This is a genomic window from Cytobacillus oceanisediminis, from assembly GCF_007830235.1.
GTDB classification, from domain to species: domain Bacteria; phylum Bacillota; class Bacilli; order Bacillales; family Cytobacillaceae; genus Cytobacillus; species Cytobacillus oceanisediminis.
In genome coordinates this window covers 85,222-107,357 of sequence record NZ_VLKI01000004.1, presented here as the reverse complement: position 1 = coordinate 107,357, position 22,136 = coordinate 85,222, and the positions used below count along the sequence as shown (strand labels likewise).

Sequence of the window (22,136 nt, the reverse complement as noted above, 5' to 3'; positions counted from 1 at the left end):
TATCCGTTTTATGGGTTATCCTTTCGACACAAACACTTGAAAAGCCTGTTTACAGTAATGGGTTTTGAAAAATTCTAAACCGCCAATTTTTAATTTTTTCTTTAATCTATTAAAATAAACTGTAACGAACTTGGTTAAAGGGGCCATGCCTATGTTGGAGTTGCTGATTACAATGCTGGAACGGCTAGGAATTATTGTCACGATTGCGCTGATCCTGACAAGGTTCCGCTTTTTCAGGGATATGGTATATGGTGAAAGATTAAAGCGGCAGCAGCAGTATAAGGCTATCCTTTTTTTCGGTTTTTTTGGCATTATCGGAACTTATACTGGGCTTGCCTTCAATACCGATACCCTGCAGTTTAACCGCTGGGCATCCGAGCTTGCCTCAGACGAAGCGATTGCTAATTCGAGAGTAATTGGTGTTGTTCTTGCCGGACTGCTTGGGGGTTACAAGGTCGGAATTGGCGCCGGCATCATTGCAGGCTTTCACCGTTTTACGCTTGGAGGCTTTACGGCGCTTGCCTGCGGTTTGGCTTCTATCGTTGCGGGAATACTTGCGGGCTTTTTTCATAAGAAAAATGAGCATGTGAAGCTTTCTTCCGCTTTTTTCATTGGAGCCACTGCAGAAGCAGTGCAAATGCTGATTATAATTGGGATTTCACGGCCTCTTGAGAAAGCGGTAGCGCTTGTGGAGATGATTGGCATCCCGATGATTATTGCGAATGGCCTTGGCAGCGCACTTTTTCTCCTTATTATAAAAAATGTCATAAACGAAGAAGAAAAAGCAGGCGCTTTTCATGCACAGAAAACACTGCGGATTGCGGACCAGACGCTTGCATACCTTCGTAAGGGCATCAATCATGAATCAGCTTTGGCAGTCTGCAAAATCTTACATAAAGAACTGCAGGCGAAAGCCGTTGCCATCACTAACCATACGGAAATCCTCGCCCATGTTGGACTTGGCGATGACCATCACCGTTCCGGAAGCCCGATCCAGACGCAAATTACCCGGGATGTGATTCAGCACGGGGAACTGGTTGTGGCCAATGACCGGACCATTCACTGCCGGGAAGAAAGATGTCCGCTTGGGGCGGCTATCATAGCTCCGTTAAAACTTCGCTGTGAGACAATTGGAACGCTGAAATTCTATTTTAGCTCCGAAAAAGAAATTAATAATCTTGTAATGGAACTAATATCAGGGCTAAGTGTCCTGCTCAGCAATCAGCTGGAAATCGCGGAGGCTGACAAAGCGTATCAACTGGCAAAAGAAGCCGAGATCAAAGCATTGCAGGCACAAATATCGCCGCATTTTTTATTTAATTCATTGAACACCATTGTATCCCTTGTCCGGATTGAACCTGCCAAAGCACGAAAGCTGCTCGTATCCCTCTCTCATTTTTTGAGGCAAAATCTGACTGCCACTACGGTCAGCGTTACGACACTTGAACAGGAATTAAGGCATGTCAAGGCCTACCTGTCAATTGAAGAAACGCGTTTTATCGATCGGCTGGAGGTTATCTATGACATTGATGAAGACGCCCTTTTGGAAAAAATTCCTCCGCTTACGCTGCAGCCGATTGTTGAAAATGCCGTTAAGCATGGGATTAAGAACAAGGAGCAGGATTGTCTGATTACAATTACCATTCAGAAACGGGATGCAATGACGATGGTAAAGGTAGAAGATAATGGCCAGGGGATGAGCAAGGAAAGAGCCGAGCAGATCGGCAAAGAAACATTGCAGTCGGAAACTGGGTCGGGACTTGCACTTTATAATGTAAACCGCCGGCTGTCGATGATGTTTGGCGAAGAAGCTTCTTTGAACATAAACAGCACCCCGGGTGTCGGCACAAATATTCATTTTTCCATTCCACAAACGGAGGAAGTTGATGATGGACAGAACAATCAGAACATTAATAGCTGATGATGAACGATACAGCAGGGATGAATTAAAGCACTTACTGGAGGACTTTCCTTCAATTCAGCTGGTTGGCGAGGCCGAATCCGGCGAGGCCGCGGTCATGAAGGCCATCCAGCTTCAGCCAGACGTGGTATTCCTAGACGTGGAAATGCCAAAGATGAATGGAATGGAAGCGGCTAAATCGCTAAAAGAGCTTAAAAAAGTTCCGCTCATCATCTTTGCCACCGCCTATCCGCAGTTCGCTGCCGAAGCCTTCCGTTATGAAGCAATTGATTATTTGCTGAAGCCTTATGACGAAGAACAGCTCGAACAAACAGTCAGGCGGATTGAAAAGCTGATTGCACCAGGGAAAGAAACGGAAATCAGCAAACCGCCCGGCAAACTGGCTGTCGAAGAAGACGGGGAAATTCTTTACTTGGAGCCAAAAGATATTTTGTATATCTACAGAGATGAAAAAGTATCGCGAATCATCACCAAAAGCAGAGAATATGAGACAAAAACCCCGCTAAAGGATTTGGAAAGCCGGCTGCTACCCTTCTCTTTTTTCAGGATTCATAAGAGCTATCTAGTGAATCTCGATTATGTGACGCGGCTGACCCCATGGTTTAATGGTGCTTACCAGCTCGAAATGGAAGGCCGGGAGGAAATGCTGTCTGTGAGCAGAAATTATGTGAAGGCGTTAAGAGTTAGATTGGAGTTATGAGAAAAAGCATCGGGAACGGTGCTTTTTTTATTTTTGGGAGATTGGGGATGTGGTGTGGATTGTGATTGAGTCTTGCTGTGGGAGGCTTGGGTGGTAATGACTCGTTTGCGTAGATGTGAGTTTATTGCGTCGTCCACCGGGCTATTGAGTCTTGGCGGAAACGGTTTGCGTTGTCGTAAATTAAGTACTTGCTTACATCAAGCGAAAATTAAAAACAATCTGCTCTAAAATTTGTGGATATCCTCCTTCCTTAGCAAATTCTGTCTGTGGAAAACTAGTTTTTTCATTGCTAAACACAGAAAATGTGGACATCTCAGTGGATAACTGTTCTAATTGCTAGAAAATGATGAATTTTGTCGGAATTCTAAAACTCTTCTTTGCATCTTAATCCTCCATATTTGCATTTTAATCTCCGTTTTTTACATCTTGGACACAAAATGTTCAAAATCTCTTTTTCTCTTTTATAATCTATGTAAACGCATTCATTCAATTTTTTAATAAAGGGGGATTTACTATGTTTACATTTCTAGCCGGTATTGCGCTTTTAATTCTCGGATATTTTACGTACGGAAAATTTGTTGAAAGAGTATTCGGTGTTCAGGAAGAGAGATCGACTCCTGCCTATACGCATCAGGACGGGGTTGACTATCTGCCGATGAGCACGAAGAAGAACTCGCTGATTCAGCTTTTGAATATTGCGGGTACGGGTCCTATTTTCGGACCGATTCTGGGGGCTCTATACGGTCCTGTAGCATTCATCTGGATTGTGATTGGCGCGATTTTCGCTGGTGCTGTCCACGATTATTTAACCGGGATGATTTCCATCCGCAACCGCGGTGCCCACTTGCCGGAGCTTGCAAGCAAGTTCCTTGGTAAAGTGATGAAGCATGTTGTGAACGCTTTCGCTGTGCTTCTTCTGCTATTGGTTGGTACGGTGTTCGTTTCAACGCCTGCAAGCTTGCTTCATGTTTTAATGGACGGCAAGGTTACACTTGGCATTATTGTCGCTTTGATTTTCGCTTACTATATCCTGGCTACTTTAATGCCGGTCGATAAGATTATCGGACGCCTTTACCCTTATTTCGGTGCTTTGCTTGTCATCAGTGCCCTTGGAGTAGGAATCGGATTACTTGTTAAGGGAGCACCAATCCCTGAGTTATCCCTAAGCAACTTCCATCCTGATAACTTGCCTATTTTTCCATTAATCTTCTTCACGATTACATGTGGGGCACTTTCAGGATTCCATGCGACACAGACACCGATTATTTCTCGTACGACTCAACGTGAAAAACAAGGACGCAAAATTTTCTACGGCATGATGATTGCAGAAGGTGTTATCGCTATGATTTGGGCAGCTGCAGCCATGAGCTTATTTAACGGTCCTACTGGATTGAATGAATTATTGGCAGCTGGCGGTCCTGGAGCAGTTGTGAGTGAAGTATCTACTATGATGCTTGGTGCAGTTGGCGGTACGCTTGCCGTTCTTGGTGTAGTTGTTCTACCAATCACATCCGGAGATACTGCTTTCCGCAGCGCGCGTATGATTATTGCTGAATACCTAAACATTGCCCAAAAGAAAATGTCCAGCCGTTTGTGGATTGCTACTCCTCTTTTCGTAGTATCTTTCGTTCTTACGAAAATTGACTTTAACCTATTGTGGAGATACTTCAGCTGGGCTAACCAAGCGACAGCCGTAATTGCTCTCTTTGTAGCAGCGATGTATCTGTACATCGCCAAGAAGAACTACTGGATTGCCCTACTACCAGGAACATTTATGCTGGTAATGGTGATCACCTACATCTTAAACGCGAAGATTGGTTTCGGTCTTCCAATGAATATATCCTGGATTGGCGCAGCAATCGGATCGGCAGCACTTGTCGCCCTATTCTTTAAAGCAGCAAAAAAGGCACGAAGAAACAACTTCCCTCTTGATGAAGACGTTTCCAGCTGGAAGGGTGCAGCCTAATGGGCTGCTGCAGTCCTAACTTTCGGGAAACCGTCAAGGAACAAGAGGAAAAGGTAAATAAAAAAGGCAGTGAAAAGATTCCCTTGCTTGCTAAGATGGCTATGTTCATCATTACCGCAGGAGGATTGCTGACAGCCTATCTTTTATAGCCAAAAAGTGCACGTCCAAAGCGTGCACTTTTTCCTATATAATTGAATTAGAGTCATATAAGGAGGGAAAGCAAATGAGAATTTTAACTGTAGGAGCTGGCGCCATTGGCGGCTATTTTGGCGGAAGGCTATTGGAAAAAGGCGAGGATGTTACCTTTCTGGTGAGAGAAAAAAGAAAGCAGCAGCTGGTGCAGGATGGACTGTCTGTCGAGAGTATCCACGGGAACATGAAGATTGCAAACCCCAAAACCGTTACAGCTGGAGAAAAAGCAGAGGAATTTGATGTGATCCTGCTTTCCACAAAAGCTTACCATCTGCAGGGAGCGATTGAAGATATTCGTACATATGTAAGTGAAAAGACAGTGATTCTCCCCCTTTTAAACGGAATTGCCCACATGGATGCACTGACAGAAGCTTTTGGAGAAGAGAAAGTACTTGGCGGACTCTGTTTTATTGAAACGACCCTTGATGAAAACGGAAAAGTGATTCAAACAAGCCCGGTTCATGACTTCGTATTTGGCGAACGTTCAGGTGAAAAAACAGAGCGGATCCTAAAACTGCAACAAGCTTTTTCGGGTACAAAAGCGAACTTCCGCCTTTCAGATCATATTGAGCAGGAGATGTGGCATAAGTATCTGTTTATTTCTACACTTTCGGGCGTTACATCCCTTTTCCGCTCTCCCATTGGGCCCATCCGCGAACAGGGATACGGGTTAGCCACCGTAAAAGAGGTGCTGAAAGAAGCTTCAGCAGTTATGAGAAGCATTGGTGCTCCGCTCGCTGAGGGCATTGAAGAAGCACAGGTGCAAAAGGTAAACGAAATTGGCTATGAGATGAAATCTTCCCTGCAGCGGGATATGGAAAAACAGCAGCCGATCGAAGCGGACCATTTCTTTGGGTATTTATTAGAGAAGGCTAAGGATCTAAGCTTGGAAGCACCTGTAATAGCTGCGGTGTATTCGAACTTGAAGGTTTATGAGAAAAATAGTTTGTAAGGTTGATGCACCTGTTGAAGCAGGTGCTTTTTTTATTAGAGATTTTGTGATTAAAAAACATTGATAAATAATGTTGGTTGATTGGAGCGTAAGGTGCGAGACTCCAGCGGGAGGAGTGGGACAGGTGAGACCCCAGGCTCTGCGCGCCGAGGATGCTCACCGCCCGTCCCGCGTTCGCTGAGCATCCTGGAGCGGAAATCAACCACTCCTCACTACTTTTTAAAAAGCAACAAAATTTGCGAAAACAGCCTTTTATAAAAAAACCCGAGCAGGATTTCTCCGCTCGGGCTTTCTGTTCATTATTATTTTTGGCTGCTGTTGAAGTTGTAGAAGAATTTAGCTGTGATTGAGCCGTCTTTGTTTTCCTTAATGTCTGTTACATGAATTCCGGAGTCAGCTGGTACATCGCTGAAGCCTTTCCAGAAGTAGTAAGATCCAGAGTGAACGTTTCCGGATACCGGAGTAATCTTGCTTCCTGTTTTGAAGAAGTCGCCTGCGTTACCGCGGTTCAAGTTTTTCTCAAGTTCATATAGACCGTCTGCCTGAAGAACTGATAATCCGTAGTGTGTTACTTCAGTGCCATCACTTGCTGTTTGAGACTGGTTGTACTGGAAACGCTTGTTCATCCAGTTTTCCACATTGTTTGGACGGAATCCGGCAGTTTGGTAAAGATTGATGATGTTTTCATCCACATGCCATGCTACTAAGCCATGAGAATCTGCACCTTGGCGGATTAAGCCCTGGTTAAAGCCTTTCTGCTGAACGTTTTCGAATAAGAAGTATTCAGTTCCGTTTGAGCCTGGTACTTCCATTTTTACGATGCCGTTATCAGCATTTGCTTCGTTGATAGGAGGCAAAGTAATAGTTTTTGGCTTATCTGCAGGCTTCACTTCAATTGGATTTACCCAGCCCAAGAAAATCTTAGAGAATGGGTCAAAGTGTGTCGGAGAGTTTCCGCCGTAAACGGCAGCGTCCGGATAGCGCATCCAGGAACCGCCCGCCATCATAGAATAGTTACCAACACCTTCAGATGTATAAACAGTATCGTAGAAATCAGGTAATCCTAAAGCATGTCCAAATTCATGGGCATAAACCCCTGTTTGGGCTGGGAATGGACCTGTCTTTTTAGATTCATCGTAAGAATTAGTAGCCGCATCAAAACCTGCAACGTTACCGCCGATACCCGGCTGGATGTTGTAGTTGTTAACGATAACTCCATCATAAGTCATTTCTTCTGCTACTGTTTTATTAATCCAGGCGCCTTGTGTCATACCTGCATGTACATCTGCTGGTTTGCCAGTTTCATAGTATTTACCATAATATAAAGCACTGAGGAGGCTCCACTTGTGAGACCAGAATTGAGCAGGGTCACGGCTGAATTCTGCCCCTGTTCCTTCATGAATAACGAATATGTTTGGAACTTCTCCATTTTCAGCATACTGGGAGAAGTCAACTTGTTCGTCTGCCGCTTTCAGCAAGTCGCGGATGAATTCACCTGTATGCGCGTCACCATTAACATTTCCAAGTACATATTTGCCGTTTTCAGCATACTTGCCTTCTTGATCTAAGTAGTATGAAGCACCTTTAGGCATCTCTACCCAGACAAATTCTGTATTTTCCTTACGGACCAAGTTTACTTTTCCATAACTGGATTCTTTATAAGCATTTTGCATCGTGCGGTCTTTTGGAACATCTGGACCATCGTACTTCTTGAATTGCTCTAACTCATAAGGATTATATTCTGTTCCAAAAATTAGATCTTCATAGTAATGGGCTGGTACTTGCCCAGGCATATCGCCAACTGGCTCGTCTCCATCCTTATACTTAGCTAAGAGAACAAGAACGGGTACATCTCCAGTCGCCTTTTTATATGCCACATGATTATCGCCAGGCTCCTGGAACTTAGCACCATTCTGTGCTGCTTTCTCGGCTGGGTCCACCTTCGATAAATCGATACCCAATTCCTTAGCTTTTTCGCCAAGCTCTGGTGTAACTCCGACATGGTCTGCTAGGCTGATCTGATATTTACTTTCCTGCTTAGCTTGTGTATCTGCCGGTCCCACTCCAGCAAAAACGGCACTTCCAGCTAAAGCCAGGGATAACGCTGATGTTGATAGAACTTTTAACAAGTGACTCACTCCCCTATTACTATTTATTTCTATACTCTAAATAGTACAAAAGATTCAGTATTTTCAAAATAGGAATATAGGATGGTTTAGTAGAATACTCCGTGGTCCGAAAGACTTATTTTTCAGAAAAGTTACAGGTGAAAAAATCATTTCCAAAGGAAAATTTCTTTTATCGGGTTATTGATTTATAATAGAGGGATATGTAAATAAAGGAGATTTTAACATGACTCATATAGACGAAAACGAAAGAAAAAAGATTAGCCTTAAAGAAGCGATGAAGCAGCAGCTTGAGAGCAAAAAGCAAAACCAATCTGGGGGCAAATTTAATAATAGCCCTGTGAAATCGGCTAAAACACTGAAGAGCCAGCAAACGAAAAAAACGAATAATCAGCGGAAACGGACGGGTGTGTAATGAATGGACAAAATCGGGCAAACATTACCCCTGGAAACAAAGTAAAGATTGTATTAAAAAAGGATCAGCGAACGGGAACTCTGACTGAAGGAATAGTAAAAGATATTTTAACGAAATCGCCTACCCACCCTCATGGAATCAAGGTGAGGCTAGAGGACGGACAGGTCGGCCGGGTGAAGGAAATTTTACGCGATTAAGGACAATCTTCTTTTGGAAAGATGAATCCCTTGGCATCTAGATCTTTTTACTTGGAGGGAAGCCTTGGTTACACTGATCAAACCTTTACTGGTTAATATAACGATACTATTTTCTTTTACGTTTAACGGGAATTTATTTTTTCCTTTTCAAACAAAAACCCCTCTTACATTGAAACAAAAATTAATTTATGGACTTCTCGGCTCATTTGGAGCCCTTTTGTGCATGTTATATCCGATTGAAACTTTGGGTGAAACCCACTTTGATTTAAGAATGGTCGCCATCATGATTGTCACTCTATATGCAGGCTGGCTGCCTGGATCGATCGTGCTTGCGAGTGTTGTCATTACCCGCTATTTGGTTGGCGGGCAGTTTATCCAAATCGGTATTTTGGTTTCTGTATTAGCCTTTGTTGTTACCTTTGCCTTAAGAAGGATCTTCCTGGATTCTAAACACAAGGTCCTCTCAGGGACTATGATTGCACTCTTATATTTCTTTATTTATATTTCCATCCTCGCTTCTGCGGTTATTTTTTTGGATACTTTCTTTTACTTGGTTTATTTCATGGCGTTTTATATTACATTTATCGCGCTGATTTTTGTCATCGAAAATCTGTTCAGGATTAATAAGCAAGTCAATGAGATGATGTATGTTGATAAGCTTACTATGGTTGGCCAGCTTGCAGCTTCCATGGCACATGAAATCCGAAATCCCTTATCAACTGTCAGGGGTTTCATCCAATTTCTGAGTCAGGATACTTCTGATGAAAACTTAAAAAAGTACTCGCCGCTTATTTTAGAGGAGCTGGATCGGACAAACAGCATTATTACGAATTATCTCAAAGTCTCTAAACCTGAACAATTTCAGCTTTCTCATCTACCCTTGCATGAGGTTATTCAGGATTGTGTTCTTCTTATGAGGCCGCTTGCTTCTTACTCCAATGTAGTGATTGATTATGAGGACACCGGTCCTTTTTATGTGCAAGGGGATGAGCACTATTTGAAACAAGCAATCATGAATGTCGTTAAAAATGCAATTGAATCGATTCCAGAACAGGGAATTGTAAAAATCCTCACCCATGCAGACTATTATCAAAACACGGTTGAAGTAAATATTGAGGACAATGGACGGGGGATGACATCCGAACAATTGCAGCAAATCGGACTGCCTTTTTATACAACAAAAACGAAAGGCACTGGCCTTGGAAGCATGGTTACGAATAAAATTATCCGCGAAATGGAAGGTTCTATTGAATATGAAAGCACAGTCGGCAAAGGAACAACGGTTAAAATCGTGCTGCCCTTATTAAAGAGCGAATAGTGAAAAGAGTGCCAGCTCGAATGAGCTGCACTCTTTTTGTTGTATATATATATCAAGCATGGAGAGCAATTCAATCAAACGTTTGATTGAATATTTTATCCTAGCCTGTCCTGTGCTGCAGGCTGATATTTTCTCATTGGACCTTTGGTAAGGACATCACGCATATACAGATGCCCGTTTGGATTTGTTTTTTTCAGCAGTTCCAGCAGGTATGTAATATCATCCATCGCCCGGTGCGTTTGACTGTCCGCAATCTGGTGGGACTGAAGAAGAGTCAGCAGCTTACTGTTTGTAAAACCGTAGTCCTTCCACGGGACGCTTCTCATCGTGCAATACCACTTTAATTCATTAACATCTTCGGGATACATCCGGTACAAAAAGCTTCTGTCAAAGGAAGCATTATGCGCAAATGCGGCATCTGCATGATAGAAGTATTTTTTTATTTTAATATCATCAAAGCTTTTCCCGCTGACGGCTTCATAGGGAATCCCATGAACTCTGAAAGCGCGGCTGTAATTGTTTTTCGCAGATTTGCTGATTGGTTCTCTTAAAAAAGAGTCCTTGTCCTTGATATCAAGGATCTCTCCTGTATCAGCACGATAAGAAAAAAGCTTCAAAGCCAATTCTATGATTTCATCGGAATTCGGCCCAAGTCCCGTCGTCTCCACATCCAGCAGCAATCCCATTTTTTCCTGGTTTCTCATGGCCAGCCTCCTCTATTTGTTTTTATTAAGCATATAATAGAGAAGTGCTGAATGCCAGCAGGATATTTCTGTTATATTTTTTTATTATTTTTTAAGCGGTCAACATAATCGGCATGATAATTTTGGTGCATATATTCCCGGTTTTTCATGGAATAAAAATAGCCTGTCGCTAGAGAAAGAAAGGCAAATATAAAGCCAACTGTAAAACCGAAAGTATGATAGCCCAGCACAATGCTGATGACAGTAGTAAGCAGTAACGCTAGCAAGATGTAAAATAGAATATTTTTATTTTTCAATGTGTCAAACCTCCTTTTATAGGATATAGAACCTTATTGAGTCACTTTTCTGGAATATATGAATTACTTTCGGAAATTTGTGTTCAACTTTTCGAGTTTTGGGTTCAATCTTCTGGATTTCGCGTGCAACTTTTCGCTTTGATGAACCACTTTCCCTGCAGTTTCTTATTTTTATGCCTTATTCGGCTAAGACAAAAATATAATACCTTATTATTATATCAAAAAATGGATCTAAACCGCGCTGTTTCATTCGTAAGGATAGTAATAGCATGTTAGGAGGTTTTTTCCATGATGGGGCTTGTGATTACACAGATCATTGTGATCGTTCTGTTCCTAATACTCGGATGGGCATTATGCTTCAAAAAGGCTTATTGTCTGATATCAGGACTTTCCTTCCGCCAGGAGTTTGTGAATAGCAAGGATGGCGGGGAGAATTGGGAGTGGTTTGAGGAGTTGAGCAAGGAAACCAACCAAATAAAAGATGACTGTCCGCCGTCAAAACCATGGCGGCCATTATTCAGAATGAAACATTATCAAAAAAGCTAAAACTTGAATGACAGTGAAAATCCATCCATAATAGGATAATCATAGTAAAAAATGGAGGTGCCTTAAAACCTTGACATACATTCTTTTAATCATAGGATTTGCCCTCCTGATTGCAGGGGCGAACTTCTTTGTAGAGGGAGCTTCGAAAATTGCCGGTTTCTTGAAGATTTCTCCGCTTTTGATTGGTTTGACCATTGTGGCGTTTGGTACGAGTTCGCCGGAAGCGACGGTCAGTATTTTGGCGGCGCTGAATGGCAATGCGGACGTGGCACTTGGCAATGTAATTGGGAGCAATATTTTTAATATTACGCTCGTGGTTGGGATTACAGCGATAATCAATCCTCTGCAGGTGGAAAGCGAGACGATCCGAAAAGAGATTCCTTTTACCTTGCTGGCGAGCACAGCTTTGATGATTTTTATCAGTGACAGAGTATTGGAGGATGTTAGCAAAGACATTGTGACGCGCGGTGATGGGCTGATTCTGCTCTTGATTTTTACCGTATTCATGTATTATTTGTTTGAAGTGGCGAGAAAAAGCAGAACCAATACGCCAGATGAGGAAGTAAAAACGAGTGGCTCCATATGGACGAAGCAAATTCTGATTACGCTGGCCGGCCTGGCAGCGATCATTTTTGGCGGAGATTTGGTGGTCAGAAGCAGCACCGAGATTGCAGTTTCGTTGGGAATGAGCGAAACACTCGTTGGCTTGACGATTGTGGCAGTGGGTACCTCCCTTCCCGAATTGGTCACCTCCATTACAGCAGCGATTAAAAAGCAAAGTGAGATTGCACTCGGGAACATTGTTGGAAGCAATATATTTAATATTCTCTTTGTACTTGGTGCGGCAGCAACGATTACTCCGCTGGGCGTTGATCCGAAAATTGTAGTGGATATAACGATCATGATTCTGCTGACAATTGTGCTGCTGGCTTTCTCTAGAACCCACTATGCAGTAGGAAAATATGAAGGCAGCTTCCTTGCAGCAGCTTATATCATTTACTTGATTTATATTATTATGCGAAACTAAAGTTAGAGCCGGGCCTCCACAGGTCCGGCTCTATTTTATAGTGCAGATGTCTCCAAAAAATACTGCTGTTTCCCCGGCAGACGCCTTTAATCAGCTAGCCGCCGATTTTTTATTATAATGAACCTTGGATCTGACACTTCTTAAGCCAGCGAAAAACCTTGCGGTGAAGATAATCGCAGCCAGCACAATAAAAATTCCACTGACAGCCCCCACCTGGTCAGATAATACCCATTGCGGCAAGTGCTCGGCCCATCTCCTCGGCGCACCGATTCCACCTGCATACAAAAATGAACCGACGAGACCTGCAAAAAAGGAAAAGTATAGAGCGATGCTAAACGTATCGATGCTCGTATGCTTTTGATTGCCTTCGGTTTTATTAAAGTAATACATAAAACCGATGATCATCGCGATCAAGCCCATTCCCATATACGTATGAAAATGGCCGGGAACCCATTTTGTATTATGCATCACATGATTGACAACAATGGTCGCATCGATGATCGCGGGGATTGCTCCTGCCACCCAGCCAAACATCGAAAGAAAGAACAGGCTTGAGGCAAAATCCCATTTCATTCGCGATCGATAGACAATCATCAATGCTCCATAGGCGGTAACGACCATAACGGGCAGGCCGTTGGCATAGGAAAAGACTTGCCCGATGATGAGCATCCATTTGGGTACCGCAAAGTCCATCAACAGATGATGGGTATAAATCATTAAGGTAAAAAGAGTGGAGCAGTTCCAGGCAATCAAAAAGATCTTATTCGATTTCCATGGCCGTCTTGTATATTCAGAGAGGACTTCATAAACGGCAATAACAGCCATATATATCGTGCAGTTGGCGAAGATATGGCCAAATGCGTAAGTTAAGTGCTTTGCAAGCATCGGGTCCATTGTAATTGCCGGGTTTATAATATTCAGAAGTGAGGCGACGAGCACCGTTGCCCCTGCCAGAAGAGCCGTCGAGTTGGTGATGATGACCATGGCTGTTGCCACTACGGCTGCGGGCGGTCCATTGCCTTCTTTCCCTCTGAAGATGATATCCCATCCGAGCGCCTTGCCAAGTCCTCCATAAACCTTTGTCAGCCTTGCAGCCAAATACATATAGAGAATTAAAAAGCCAATGCCCAGGATCAGCATGCCTGATAAGAAGAATAACGCCCCTGCTGCCCCATAAAGTTTGGCCGATTGGGAAGGAAGCGGATATAAAAACGTCCAGCCATCTGAAAAATGAAAGACGAATATAGCAATCAGAACCATGGCAACCCCAATGAAGAAAAGAGCAAAGTTTAATATCAGAATGGCAGGATTCAGTTTGACGTATCTGGACAGGAAATACCACAATATAGCTGTACCGCCCAATGCAGAAATCCCAACCATCCCTGTTCCGTGTGCAGTCATTATTTTATAAAACCACTGGGGGGTTATGCTGATCATATTCCCCTGATTCATAAGCATGATGACACCAAAAACCATCATCAGGATTAAAACCAGTGATGCTGCGGCCAAATACCATACAATCGTTTTCTTAGCCAAAGGGTGGATGCTCTCATTCATCAAAGGCTTCCCCCTTCCGGTTCAACAACAATCTCTTTCACCATTACATGATGGCCAGTTGAACAATATTCAAGACAGAGTATTTGATAAGTCCCAGGTTCTTCAAAGGTATAATAGACGGTATTTGTATACTCCGGCATAGCCTGCGTTTGGGCGACAAGCTCCATTTTTTCATTATACAAGCCAAATCCATGAGTAACATCGTCTGCCGTCACTTTAAATTGAACTTGGTCGCCTACCTGGAATTGATCCTCGCTCATCTCCCAGGCGTATTGGATTCCAGTAACCTCTACGGTTTTTATTTCATTTAGCCCGGTCGCTTCCGCCTGATGTCGGTCATATGGCAATCTTCCAAGCGTCATAACACTGGCAAAGCCCATAATCGCAATAAGGCCGAGAAAGTAGAACTTCCTGATTTTATACCCCTTTTTCTGTATGGGACCATAATCCGCACTGCGCTTTGATTCACCGTAGACAAAGGCAAAAGCCAGCGCCAGCAGAAACACAAAAAAAACAGTCGCATACATGGCAATCTGTTGGTACATCCATACCCCTCCCATAAAATGTTTGATAGTGAAACAAGGCATCCCCAATCCCCTGTTCAGTTTCGTAACCAATTTTATGGTATTTCCATATAAAATTCGGTGATTTATGTCCTATTTAACAAACTTTTTGAAGTATTTGCATATGAAAAAAAGATACCCTAATCTCAGGACATCACTTTAGCTTCCATCTTTTCAAACGTATACATCATCCAGCATCCGATATCTTCAAAGCCGATCCGCTTATAAATAGCACCGGCTTCAGGGTTATCGTAAAAGAGGCATAACTCCTTGTTATCCTCGAGAAGCTGCCTGCAAAGTTTGACCATGCATTGTGTGGCATAGCCTTTTTTCTTGTAGCTTTCTAGTGTAGCTACACCGACAACCATTGCTGAAAGTGAATTTTCAGCGGTTGTCGAAGAAGTACTGACCATCTTTCCACCTTCATTAATAAAATAGGAACGGGATGAGCCATCCTTCAGGCCGCGCCTCTTCCTCTCAACCCTAATCGTTGAATCGCTGAATTCCGGAATGCTGTTCAGTAGCTCTACCAGGTTTTCGGCATCTTCGGGGCCGGCCTGGATAACGGCAGACGTATCAACATCATCTGCAATAGCATTTAATTTTGTGCACTTTGCATAGTATGTTTCCCGTTTTCTTTTCAAAAGGCCGCTGACAAATGGCTCGATTTTGCCGGTAACACCCTTCAGCCCGGACATCATTCCAAAATTGTCATCATCCAGCATAATGTTCGCAAAGCCCTTGGCATCAAAGTCTCCTGTGGAAAATGGTATGTAATTTTCCTCATATTTTAATAATACAGCCTTGAGATCTCCTTTTTCATTAAATTCTCCCCAAACCTTTTGAAAATCCTTTTCATAGCCGTATGCCTCAATATCCCCAATAATAAACAGGTTCTCGGCCGGCTGCTGCTTCAAAAAGCTGAAGCAAGTTTCATGGTCATGTTCAGTAAGCCTTCTAATCATTCTTCCATTCCCCTTAATCAGTATAGTTCCCGGCCTAACAGATTGGCTGATACCGGTTCAAGATTCAGCTCCCTTGCCCAGACAGACAGCTGGCCGATATGATGGATTTCATGGACAAGAACATGATGCAATACTTCTTCTTTATAAAATTCACCTTCCATCCACCAGGGAGTGACCTTTTTATTATCAAGTACTGGCCATTCCTCCTGAAAAAATTTCTCCAATTCATCGCGGTATTCATCAGACAGCGCCTTTGTTTTTTGCAAAGTCTGATAATCTGAAAATAGCGGGTCTTTTACTTGTTTTCCTTGTACTGCACAAATCCAGCTATATTCTACATCCACAATGTGAAAAAGTGTTCTTAAAATGCTGCGTATCCCCCCTGTTCGTTCTGCATTTAGCTCTTCAATGGAAAGCTGGCTGCACCATTCAAACCACTCGTCGCGCACTTGCCAGTTATAGCGGAATAATGTTAACAATCTCTTTAACCTCCTTGCCTGGTCGTCTTTTAGGAAAGTTCTGCAGTTTTGGAAAATTTCCTTCTAAAAGATTAATTTTCTTTTTCATTCGCATAAATCCATCAAATGTATTCAATGCTAAAAGAAGCGGTCTATGCAGAAAGGGGATTCAATGTGAAGAAAAACTTAGTTGTTTTTTACATATCAGTGGGAATTTTATTATTGCTTGTCTTATTTGGCGTTTTTGTTCCGGAGGCACTGGAGCGTGTAACATCCAATGTACAAACCTTTATTACCAACAGTTTCGGATGGTATTATCTGCTGCTTGTGTCTTTTATCGTGATCGTGTGCTTATATTTTTTGATAAGCCCATTAGGAAAAATCAAGCTTGGCAAACAGGATGATAAGCCTGAATTTTCCCGCCCTACCTGGTTCGCCATGCTTTTCAGTGCAGGGATGGGAATCGGACTCGTTTTCTGGGGCGCGGCTGAACCCATTTACCATTATGCTGTGGGCTCGCCTACCGGCAGAGAAGTAGGTACCGACCAGGCAATCCGGGATGCAATGCGGTACACGTATTTCCACTGGGGAGTTCACGCCTGGGCCATTTACGGCATTGTGGCGCTTGTACTAGCCTATTTTAACTTCCGCCATGGCGAGCCAGGCTTAATTAGCGCTACACTTAAACCGATTTTGGGAGATCGCACACAGGGCACCGTGGGAAAAGTTGTTGATGTCATCGCTGTTGTCGCCACTGTAGTGGGTGTTGCCACTACTCTGGGATTTGGGGCCATGCAAATAAACGGTGGGCTCTCCTACCTTTTCGGCATTCCGGTCAGTTTTCCGGTCCAGGTTATCATTGTCCTGATTGTAACCGTCTTATTTATGATTTCAGCTTGGACAGGGTTGGGCAAAGGCATTAAAATTCTCAGTAATTTGAATATGCTTTTGGCGGTTCTCTTATTCTTACTGACATTTTTTCTCGGACCGACATTATTCATTTTGAATTTATTTACAAATACACTTGGTACATATCTGCAAAATCTGCCGAGCATGAGTTTCCGGATTGCCCCGTTAAATGATGATGTAAGGGCATGGATTAACGGCTGGACGATTTTTTACTGGGCGTGGTGGATTGCCTGGGCGCCATTTGTCGGCATCTTTATCGCACGCGTTTCAAAAGGAAGAAGCATCCGGGAGTTTGTCTTTGGGGTATTGCTTGTGCCGTCCCTGATCGGATTTTTATGGTTTGCCACTTTTGGCGGTTCAGCGATCATGCAGGAGCACAATGGGGTGGCGAAGATTTCTGAGCTGGCTACTGAGGAAGCGCTGTTTGGCGTATTCGCCAATTTCCCATTAGGAACGCTCCTTTCCATTATTGCGATCATCTTGATATGTACCTTTTTCATTACATCTGCCGATTCGGGCACTTATGTACTGGGAATGATGACAACTAATGGCTCACATCATCCAGGGAATAGAATAAAGTTCATCTGGGGAATCATGCTTTCCGCTATTTCACTCGTACTCCTATACTCAGGCGGACTGCAGGCATTGCAAAATACGATGATTGCAGCTGCTCTTCCTTTTTCCGTCATCATGGCTTTAATGACCTTCAGCCTGATCAAGGCACTGCAAAAAGAAGCACGGGAATTGGGGATTGGCAAGATTCCAAAAAGAAAAGTTTAGTACGTAAAAACCTGCAGGAATTGTTTCTGCAGGTTTTTTGTATGTATTTATTTTGTTGTGTAGTTAAGATCCCAAATAACACCAAACGGATCTTTCACTTTCGCGTATTTCGCACCCCAAAAGGTATCCTGAAGCTCCATTAATACTGTGCCTTTATTGGTAATCGCATTATAAATGGATTGGATTTCTTCTTCACTTTCAAACTCAAGCACTAAAGAGATATGATTCCCAACTGTCACACCCTGGCCAGGGAATGCATCTGAGACCATAATGAGAAGGTTATCTTTCTCCAGCTTTGCATGAATAATAAAATCGTCAGCATTAGGCGGAGTAGGAAAATCCGCTTCCCCATATGTTTGGAGTTCCGTTACCTCCCATTGAAAAACTTCCCGGTAAAATTCCAAAGCGTCCTTTGCATTTCCTTCAAACATTAAATAAGGTGTTGCTTGATTTTTCATCCTGAGCAGCTCCTTCTGAATCAGAATCGAACATATGTTCATATTTTAACATATCATTTTTTTGGATGTATAGAAAAAGATTGCTTATCCAGCAATCTTTTAAAAACAGGCACTATTTTACCGGAATCCAAATCTCTGAATAGTAGTCTGGACTAAACGGATTTCCAGCAGAATAAACTTCCAGTTCAGGTGCCGCAGCATGTTCATAGCCGCTGGATGGAAACCATTCCGAGAAGATTTTTTTCCAGGCATTCTGAATGGAATTCGGCATGGCTCCATGCACTTCAAATACAGCCCACTTCGCTGCAGGGATTTCCAGGGTTTCAAGTCCATCAGGCTTATCGCCTTTATAACTGGATGCAATCCAATAGTCCATGCTGTCAGGCTTTGTGCTTCGTTTATCCACACAGACGCCGAGAACTCCTTTAACTTCGCCATTGTTCAGCTGGAACAGCCTGTCACCGGTTCCGTCACTGTTCACTTCATCCCACATTTTAGGAATGCCGGCCAGATTCTCTTTATTGCATAAAGAAAACTCCCTTTTGACTCCCGCTACTTTAAAAGCTTCTTTTTCCACGATTGAATATTGCATTGGTTCTGCTCCTTTCAGACTCACCTGAATCACCAGGCGGTTATATGATTTGAGCTTTCCGGAAAAATTCCTTGCTTCTGTCGGCGTTATGCCATGCTGCCTGCGGAAAGCTTTCGTAAAAGCTTCGGGAGTGTCATATCCGTATTTGTAGGCAAGATCAATGATTTTGCACCCGGTATGAGTCAGCTCCTGCGCAACGATAGTCAATCTTCTGCCTCTGATATATTCTCCAACCGGCATATCCGTGAGAATGGCAAAGGTGCGCTGAAAATGAAAAGCAGAAGAATTCGCTTCTTCGGCAGCCCTCTGGATGGAGAGGTCCTCATCCAGCAAATGCTCCTCAATATAATCAATGGCCTTTTGCAGCGATTCAATCCAAGACATTCTTGATCACTCCCTTGATTACATCCTAACGATTTCGTGAATTGGCTTCCTGTCATTTTGTGCTTTGTTGTGGCAGGTTTATGCTTAGAAATTCTTATTTTTGTGGAAAATACCTGCTGAAGTTGACAGATTACCCGTAAAAAATTAATATTTTGAGCTTGTACAGCAGCTCTATAGCTATTTACCGGCCACTTTTGGTAAAATACCGGCCAAAATTGTATATTTACCGGCCAATTATAGGTAAATACCGGCCGAACTGCATGATTTACCGGCCAACAACTATTAATCGAGTTTCAGATCCTTGCAGCGGTCAGTATATTATTTTTTATAGGTCACTTTTTCAATATATCGGTCACTTCCTATTCTATCAAGGGTTCTCGTCCCCTAATTTGGCAATGCCTTTTTCCCATTAAATAAAGCGCAAAAAAAGCCAGCAGCTCTTGTACAAGAGTTCAACTGGCTTTAGTTCAAATTTTTATATTACTCGTTCCCAGTGGCGGTGCTGGGCAATGGTGTTGATTAGGTTTTCGCTGAAGGAGCTGCTGTCATCCTCACTTCTGCTTGCCACGATTCCCATTTTAGAGAAAGTTTTCGATTGAGCGCCTTCTTCTCCCAATGATTTCATTGCATCTGCAGGCAGCAGTTCCGCTCCTTCTCCGCCAACCGCGATGGTTTTAAAATGCTTGAACGCTTCGCTGACAAATTCCTTAGCTTGCGGCACCTTTTTTAGTGCCTCTATACTCTCTTTCCCGCCTGGTACATAGACTGCGTCATACATAACTGAATGGCTGGTAAGGAACGTTTTCTTTACTTCCAATTCTCCGCCGTCTCCTTTGATCATGCCAAGGTTTTTGCTGACAATTTCAGGCGTAATGCCTGCTGCCTTCAAAGCTTCCATCACTTTGTTGACTTCAGCATAGTTAAAGCCATTGTCAGCGAGAATGGCGATTTTTCTGGTCTTAGGGGATTTAGCTGTATTCATTTGGCTTAATGCAGGAGACGATAGCGTCACTTGGGATTCGTTAGCAGCATCCGGCACTTTTGCACCAACCCCAAGGGCAATTTGCTCAGCAAGGAAAGCATCTACATTGCTGAACATATCGACAACCTGCTGCTGGACATCTTTGTTTTGCACCTTGCCAACTTCAAAGCGGAATGCCTCAATCATATGCTGTTTTTCCACTTCGGACATACTGTTCCAGAACATTTTTGCCTGGCTGTAATGGTCCTTGAAGCTGTCACTGCGCTGGCGCACCTTGCGTCCTTCAACCTTTTCCTGAAAATGGACATAGCCGCCTTCTTCTTCAGTAGCAGGGCTTGGATCATTATTCTGCAGCGAGTTCTTATGATAGGCAACAGGGCCAGTATTGATCGTCATCCGATTATAGCCATCATACTGATTATTATGGAACGGACATACCGGACGGTTGATCGGCAGCTCATGGAAGTTTGGCCCTCCAAGGCGGATCAGCTGGGTATCCGTATATGAAAATAAGCGCCCTTGCAGCAGCGGGTCATTCGAAAAATCAATGCCCGGCACGACATGGCCTGGATGGAAAGCTGCTTGCTCCGTCTCGGCAAACACATTATCCTGGTTTCGATTCAGCGTCATTTTTCCAATAATCTTAACAGGTACCATTTCTTCCGGCCATAGCTTTGTCGGATCGAGGATATCGAAGTCAAATGAGAATTCATCTTCTTCATCAATCATCTGGACACCCAGTTCAAACTCCGGATAATCGCCCATTTCAATGGCTTCCCAGAGATCGCGTCGATGAAAGTCCGGATCCTTTCCGGCAAGTTTTTGCGCTTCATCAAAGACAAGAGAATGGGTACCAAGAACTGGCTTCCAATGGAATTTTACAAAACGGGATTTGCCCTGCTCATTCACAAAACGGAAAGTATGGACACCAAACCCTTCCATCATGCGGAAGCTGCGTGGAATCGCGCGGTCTGACATGGTCCACATAATCATATGGGCACTTTCGGTATTGTTGGCAGCGAAATCCCAAAACGTGTCATGAGCCGTTGAAGCCTGTGGCATTTCATTATGCGGCTCTGGCTTGAAGGAGTGAACCAAATCAGGGAACTTTATGGCATCCTGTATGAAAAAGACCGGGATATTATTGCCGACAAGGTCATAGTTGCCTTCTTCCGTGTAAAACTTCGTTGCAAAGCCGCGGGCATCACGGACAGAATCGGCTGAACCGCGAGAGCCGGCAACAGTTGAAAACCTTACAAAAACTGGCGTCTTCACCGATGGATCCTGCAGAAACTTCGCTCTTGTATACTCTTCCATTGATTCGTACACTTGGAAATAACCATGGGCACCAAATCCTCGAGCATGAACAACTCGCTCCGGAATGCGCTCATGATCAAAGTGCGTCATTTTTTCCCGAAAGTGAAAATCCTCCATCAAGGTTGGGCCGCGGGAACCTGCTTTTAAAGAATGCTCATCCTCTGAAACCTTCACTCCCTGATTCGTTGTAAGCTTCTTGCCGGAATTGTCCAAACGAAACTCATCCAGCTGCTTGTCCTTACTGTGCTCATTGACACCTTTGTTTTGCGGATCTTGTTTCAAGTGTTCATTCCTCCCTTTATTTAAAAGGAGCAGCTGCTCCCGTTTACCAATGTTTACTATGTGCCCACTTATGAAGTACCCCAGGACTTACCGGTTAAACGGGTGTCATGAAAAAAATTACTTTTTGACCAGTTAGGAAGGCTCATAGTAAAAAGCAGTCTGCGGAAGACTGCTTTCTCGGAGGGTTCAGACTGGCGCAGTCACCTTGCCCGCTGGCTGGTCAGCTTCGCGGAATAGCTGGATGAGGGTTCTTTTTCGGATAGGAAAGAGAATACGGATTCCGCAAAGCCCAGTCAAAATCCAGACAGTCATTTTTTCAAGCAAAAAACCAAGTGCAATAAAGCCTAATGGAGTCATTGCACTTTCCACGGTATTTGCTGCAGTCATACATACCGCTCGAAATAACCATTTCCGGACCTCCCCAATGGATAGTGAAGAATTCTTTCCTTTATCTATTGGGATAACATCTGTATGGAATAATTTTCATCTTTTTCCCATGAAAAATGATTCTGCAAGCATAACATGACCA

The 22,136-nt window shown here is 43.4% G+C and carries 22 protein-coding genes; 11 read left to right on the top strand and 11 right to left on the bottom strand.

Annotated elements, in window-relative coordinates; all coding sequences use genetic code 11:
• Positions 1–151: 151 nt before the first annotated feature.
• The 5 genes from IQ19_RS09185 (at position 152) to IQ19_RS09170 (ending at position 5,731) form a co-directional block, all read left to right on the top strand.
• Positions 152–1,921 carry a sensor histidine kinase gene (locus IQ19_RS09185; protein ID WP_144542131.1) on the top strand — a complete coding sequence of 590 codons (1,770 nt, stop codon included), beginning with the start codon at positions 152–154 and terminating at the stop codon, positions 1,919–1,921.
• Positions 1,890–2,621 (top strand): LytR/AlgR family response regulator transcription factor, encoded by a 732-nt coding sequence (locus IQ19_RS09180; RefSeq protein ID WP_144542341.1) that lies wholly within the window; start codon positions 1,890–1,892, stop codon positions 2,619–2,621. Before IQ19_RS09185 ends, IQ19_RS09180 begins: the two co-directional genes overlap by 32 nt.
• A 514-nt stretch (positions 2,622–3,135) precedes the next feature.
• Complete coding sequence (locus IQ19_RS09175) at positions 3,136–4,587, top strand: carbon starvation CstA family protein (RefSeq protein WP_144542130.1); 1,452 nt, start codon at positions 3,136–3,138, stop codon at positions 4,585–4,587.
• Positions 4,587–4,736, top strand: coding sequence for a hypothetical protein (locus IQ19_RS28065; RefSeq protein ID WP_199749435.1), 150 nt, complete (start codon positions 4,587–4,589; stop codon positions 4,734–4,736). The genes IQ19_RS09175 and IQ19_RS28065 overlap by 1 nt, the downstream gene beginning before the upstream one ends.
• Positions 4,737–4,810: 74 nt before the next feature.
• Positions 4,811–5,731, top strand: coding sequence for a ketopantoate reductase family protein (locus tag IQ19_RS09170; RefSeq protein ID WP_144542129.1), 921 nt, complete (start codon positions 4,811–4,813; stop codon positions 5,729–5,731).
• Positions 5,732–6,033: 302 nt separating this feature from the next.
• Here the strand turns inward: IQ19_RS09170 and IQ19_RS09165 are convergent, their stop codons facing one another.
• Positions 6,034–7,869 (bottom strand): M6 family metalloprotease domain-containing protein, encoded by a 1,836-nt coding sequence (locus IQ19_RS09165; protein WP_242020946.1) that lies wholly within the window; start codon positions 7,867–7,869, stop codon positions 6,034–6,036.
• Between the two features lie 214 nt (positions 7,870–8,083).
• Between IQ19_RS09165 and IQ19_RS09160 the strand changes: the two genes are divergently transcribed.
• From IQ19_RS09160 to IQ19_RS09150, 3 genes are all read left to right on the top strand, one after another.
• On the top strand, positions 8,084–8,272 hold the full coding sequence (locus tag IQ19_RS09160) for a hypothetical protein (RefSeq protein ID WP_144542127.1): 189 nt from the start codon (positions 8,084–8,086) through the stop codon (positions 8,270–8,272).
• Positions 8,272–8,469, top strand: a complete 198-nt coding sequence (locus IQ19_RS09155) for a YwbE family protein (protein WP_144542126.1) — start codon at positions 8,272–8,274, stop codon at positions 8,467–8,469. The genes IQ19_RS09160 and IQ19_RS09155 overlap by 1 nt, the downstream gene beginning before the upstream one ends.
• Positions 8,470–8,533: 64 nt before the next feature.
• Positions 8,534–9,787 (top strand): ATP-binding protein, encoded by a 1,254-nt coding sequence (locus IQ19_RS09150; RefSeq protein WP_144542125.1) that lies wholly within the window; start codon positions 8,534–8,536, stop codon positions 9,785–9,787.
• Between the two features lie 95 nt (positions 9,788–9,882).
• On the opposite strand, the gene IQ19_RS09145 is transcribed toward IQ19_RS09150, so the two are convergent.
• Positions 9,883–10,491, bottom strand: coding sequence for an exonuclease domain-containing protein (locus IQ19_RS09145; RefSeq protein ID WP_144542124.1), 609 nt, complete (start codon positions 10,489–10,491; stop codon positions 9,883–9,885).
• A 71-nt stretch (positions 10,492–10,562) separates the two neighbouring features.
• Complete coding sequence (locus IQ19_RS09140; RefSeq protein WP_144542123.1) at positions 10,563–10,787, bottom strand: hypothetical protein; 225 nt, start codon at positions 10,785–10,787, stop codon at positions 10,563–10,565.
• A 288-nt stretch (positions 10,788–11,075) separates the two neighbouring features.
• On the opposite strand from IQ19_RS09140, the gene IQ19_RS09135 reads away from it, so the two are divergent.
• Positions 11,076–11,333, top strand: coding sequence for a hypothetical protein (locus IQ19_RS09135; RefSeq protein WP_144542122.1), 258 nt, complete (start codon positions 11,076–11,078; stop codon positions 11,331–11,333).
• 70 nt (positions 11,334–11,403) lie between these two features.
• The gene (locus IQ19_RS09130; protein ID WP_144542121.1) at positions 11,404–12,360 is read left to right on the top strand and encodes a calcium/sodium antiporter; all 957 of its coding nucleotides are present in this window, start codon (positions 11,404–11,406) and stop codon (positions 12,358–12,360) included.
• Positions 12,361–12,450: 90 nt separating this feature from the next.
• On the opposite strand, the gene IQ19_RS09125 is transcribed toward IQ19_RS09130, so the two are convergent.
• The 4 genes from IQ19_RS09125 to IQ19_RS09110 form a co-directional block, all read right to left on the bottom strand.
• Positions 12,451–13,917, bottom strand: coding sequence for a cbb3-type cytochrome c oxidase subunit I (locus IQ19_RS09125; RefSeq protein WP_144542120.1), 1,467 nt, complete (start codon positions 13,915–13,917; stop codon positions 12,451–12,453).
• Positions 13,917–14,462, bottom strand: a complete 546-nt coding sequence (locus IQ19_RS09120; protein ID WP_144542119.1) for a cupredoxin domain-containing protein — start codon at positions 14,460–14,462, stop codon at positions 13,917–13,919. Before IQ19_RS09120 ends, IQ19_RS09125 begins: the two co-directional genes overlap by 1 nt.
• A 164-nt stretch (positions 14,463–14,626) precedes the next feature.
• Entirely contained in the window at positions 14,627–15,445 is an 819-nt protein-coding gene (locus tag IQ19_RS09115) for a GNAT family N-acetyltransferase (protein WP_144542118.1), read from the bottom strand.
• Positions 15,446–15,462: 17 nt separating this feature from the next.
• The gene (locus IQ19_RS09110) at positions 15,463–15,924 is read right to left on the bottom strand and encodes a DinB family protein (protein ID WP_144542117.1); all 462 of its coding nucleotides are present in this window, start codon (positions 15,922–15,924) and stop codon (positions 15,463–15,465) included.
• Between the two features lie 153 nt (positions 15,925–16,077).
• Here IQ19_RS09110 and IQ19_RS09105 point away from each other — a divergent pair, with 153 nt between their 5' ends.
• On the top strand, positions 16,078–17,592 hold the full coding sequence (locus tag IQ19_RS09105; protein ID WP_144542116.1) for a glycine betaine uptake BCCT transporter: 1,515 nt from the start codon (positions 16,078–16,080) through the stop codon (positions 17,590–17,592).
• Positions 17,593–17,639: 47 nt separating this feature from the next.
• Here IQ19_RS09105 and IQ19_RS09100 read toward each other — a convergent pair whose 3' ends face one another.
• From IQ19_RS09100 to IQ19_RS09085, 4 genes are all read right to left on the bottom strand, one after another.
• Positions 17,640–18,050 (bottom strand): VOC family protein, encoded by a 411-nt coding sequence (locus IQ19_RS09100; protein ID WP_144542115.1) that lies wholly within the window; start codon positions 18,048–18,050, stop codon positions 17,640–17,642.
• A 112-nt stretch (positions 18,051–18,162) separates the two neighbouring features.
• Complete coding sequence (locus IQ19_RS09095; RefSeq protein WP_144542114.1) at positions 18,163–19,026, bottom strand: AraC family transcriptional regulator; 864 nt, start codon at positions 19,024–19,026, stop codon at positions 18,163–18,165.
• A 475-nt stretch (positions 19,027–19,501) separates the two neighbouring features.
• Positions 19,502–21,607 (bottom strand): catalase, encoded by a 2,106-nt coding sequence (locus IQ19_RS09090; RefSeq protein WP_144542113.1) that lies wholly within the window; start codon positions 21,605–21,607, stop codon positions 19,502–19,504.
• Between the two features lie 186 nt (positions 21,608–21,793).
• On the bottom strand, positions 21,794–21,994 hold the full coding sequence (locus IQ19_RS09085) for a hypothetical protein (protein WP_144542112.1): 201 nt from the start codon (positions 21,992–21,994) through the stop codon (positions 21,794–21,796).
• Positions 21,995–22,136: the final 142 nt, after the last annotated feature.

Excerpts from the sequence above, each read along its gene's own strand:
- IQ19_RS09185 (WP_144542131.1), top strand. The coding sequence starts at position 152 with ATGTTGGAGTTGCTGATTACAATGCTGGAACGGCTAGGAATTATTGTC.
- IQ19_RS09180 (WP_144542341.1), top strand. The coding sequence starts at position 1,890 with ATGGACAGAACAATCAGAACATTAATAGCTGATGATGAACGATACAGC.
- IQ19_RS09175 (WP_144542130.1), top strand. The coding sequence starts at position 3,136 with ATGTTTACATTTCTAGCCGGTATTGCGCTTTTAATTCTCGGATATTTT.
- IQ19_RS28065 (WP_199749435.1), top strand. The coding sequence starts at position 4,587 with ATGGGCTGCTGCAGTCCTAACTTTCGGGAAACCGTCAAGGAACAAGAG.
- IQ19_RS09170 (WP_144542129.1), top strand. The coding sequence starts at position 4,811 with ATGAGAATTTTAACTGTAGGAGCTGGCGCCATTGGCGGCTATTTTGGC.
- IQ19_RS09160 (WP_144542127.1), top strand. The coding sequence starts at position 8,084 with ATGACTCATATAGACGAAAACGAAAGAAAAAAGATTAGCCTTAAAGAA.
- IQ19_RS09155 (WP_144542126.1), top strand. The coding sequence starts at position 8,272 with ATGAATGGACAAAATCGGGCAAACATTACCCCTGGAAACAAAGTAAAG.
- IQ19_RS09145 (WP_144542124.1), bottom strand. The coding sequence starts at position 10,491 with ATGAGAAACCAGGAAAAAATGGGATTGCTGCTGGATGTGGAGACGACG.
- IQ19_RS09135 (WP_144542122.1), top strand. The coding sequence starts at position 11,076 with ATGATGGGGCTTGTGATTACACAGATCATTGTGATCGTTCTGTTCCTA.
- IQ19_RS09125 (WP_144542120.1), bottom strand. The coding sequence starts at position 13,917 with ATGAATGAGAGCATCCACCCTTTGGCTAAGAAAACGATTGTATGGTAT.
- IQ19_RS09120 (WP_144542119.1), bottom strand. The coding sequence starts at position 14,462 with ATGTACCAACAGATTGCCATGTATGCGACTGTTTTTTTTGTGTTTCTG.
- IQ19_RS09115 (WP_144542118.1), bottom strand. The coding sequence starts at position 15,445 with ATGATTAGAAGGCTTACTGAACATGACCATGAAACTTGCTTCAGCTTT.
- IQ19_RS09100 (WP_144542115.1), bottom strand. The coding sequence starts at position 18,050 with ATGAAAAATCAAGCAACACCTTATTTAATGTTTGAAGGAAATGCAAAG.
- IQ19_RS09095 (WP_144542114.1), bottom strand. The coding sequence starts at position 19,026 with ATGTCTTGGATTGAATCGCTGCAAAAGGCCATTGATTATATTGAGGAG.
- IQ19_RS09085 (WP_144542112.1), bottom strand. The coding sequence starts at position 21,994 with ATGACTGCAGCAAATACCGTGGAAAGTGCAATGACTCCATTAGGCTTT.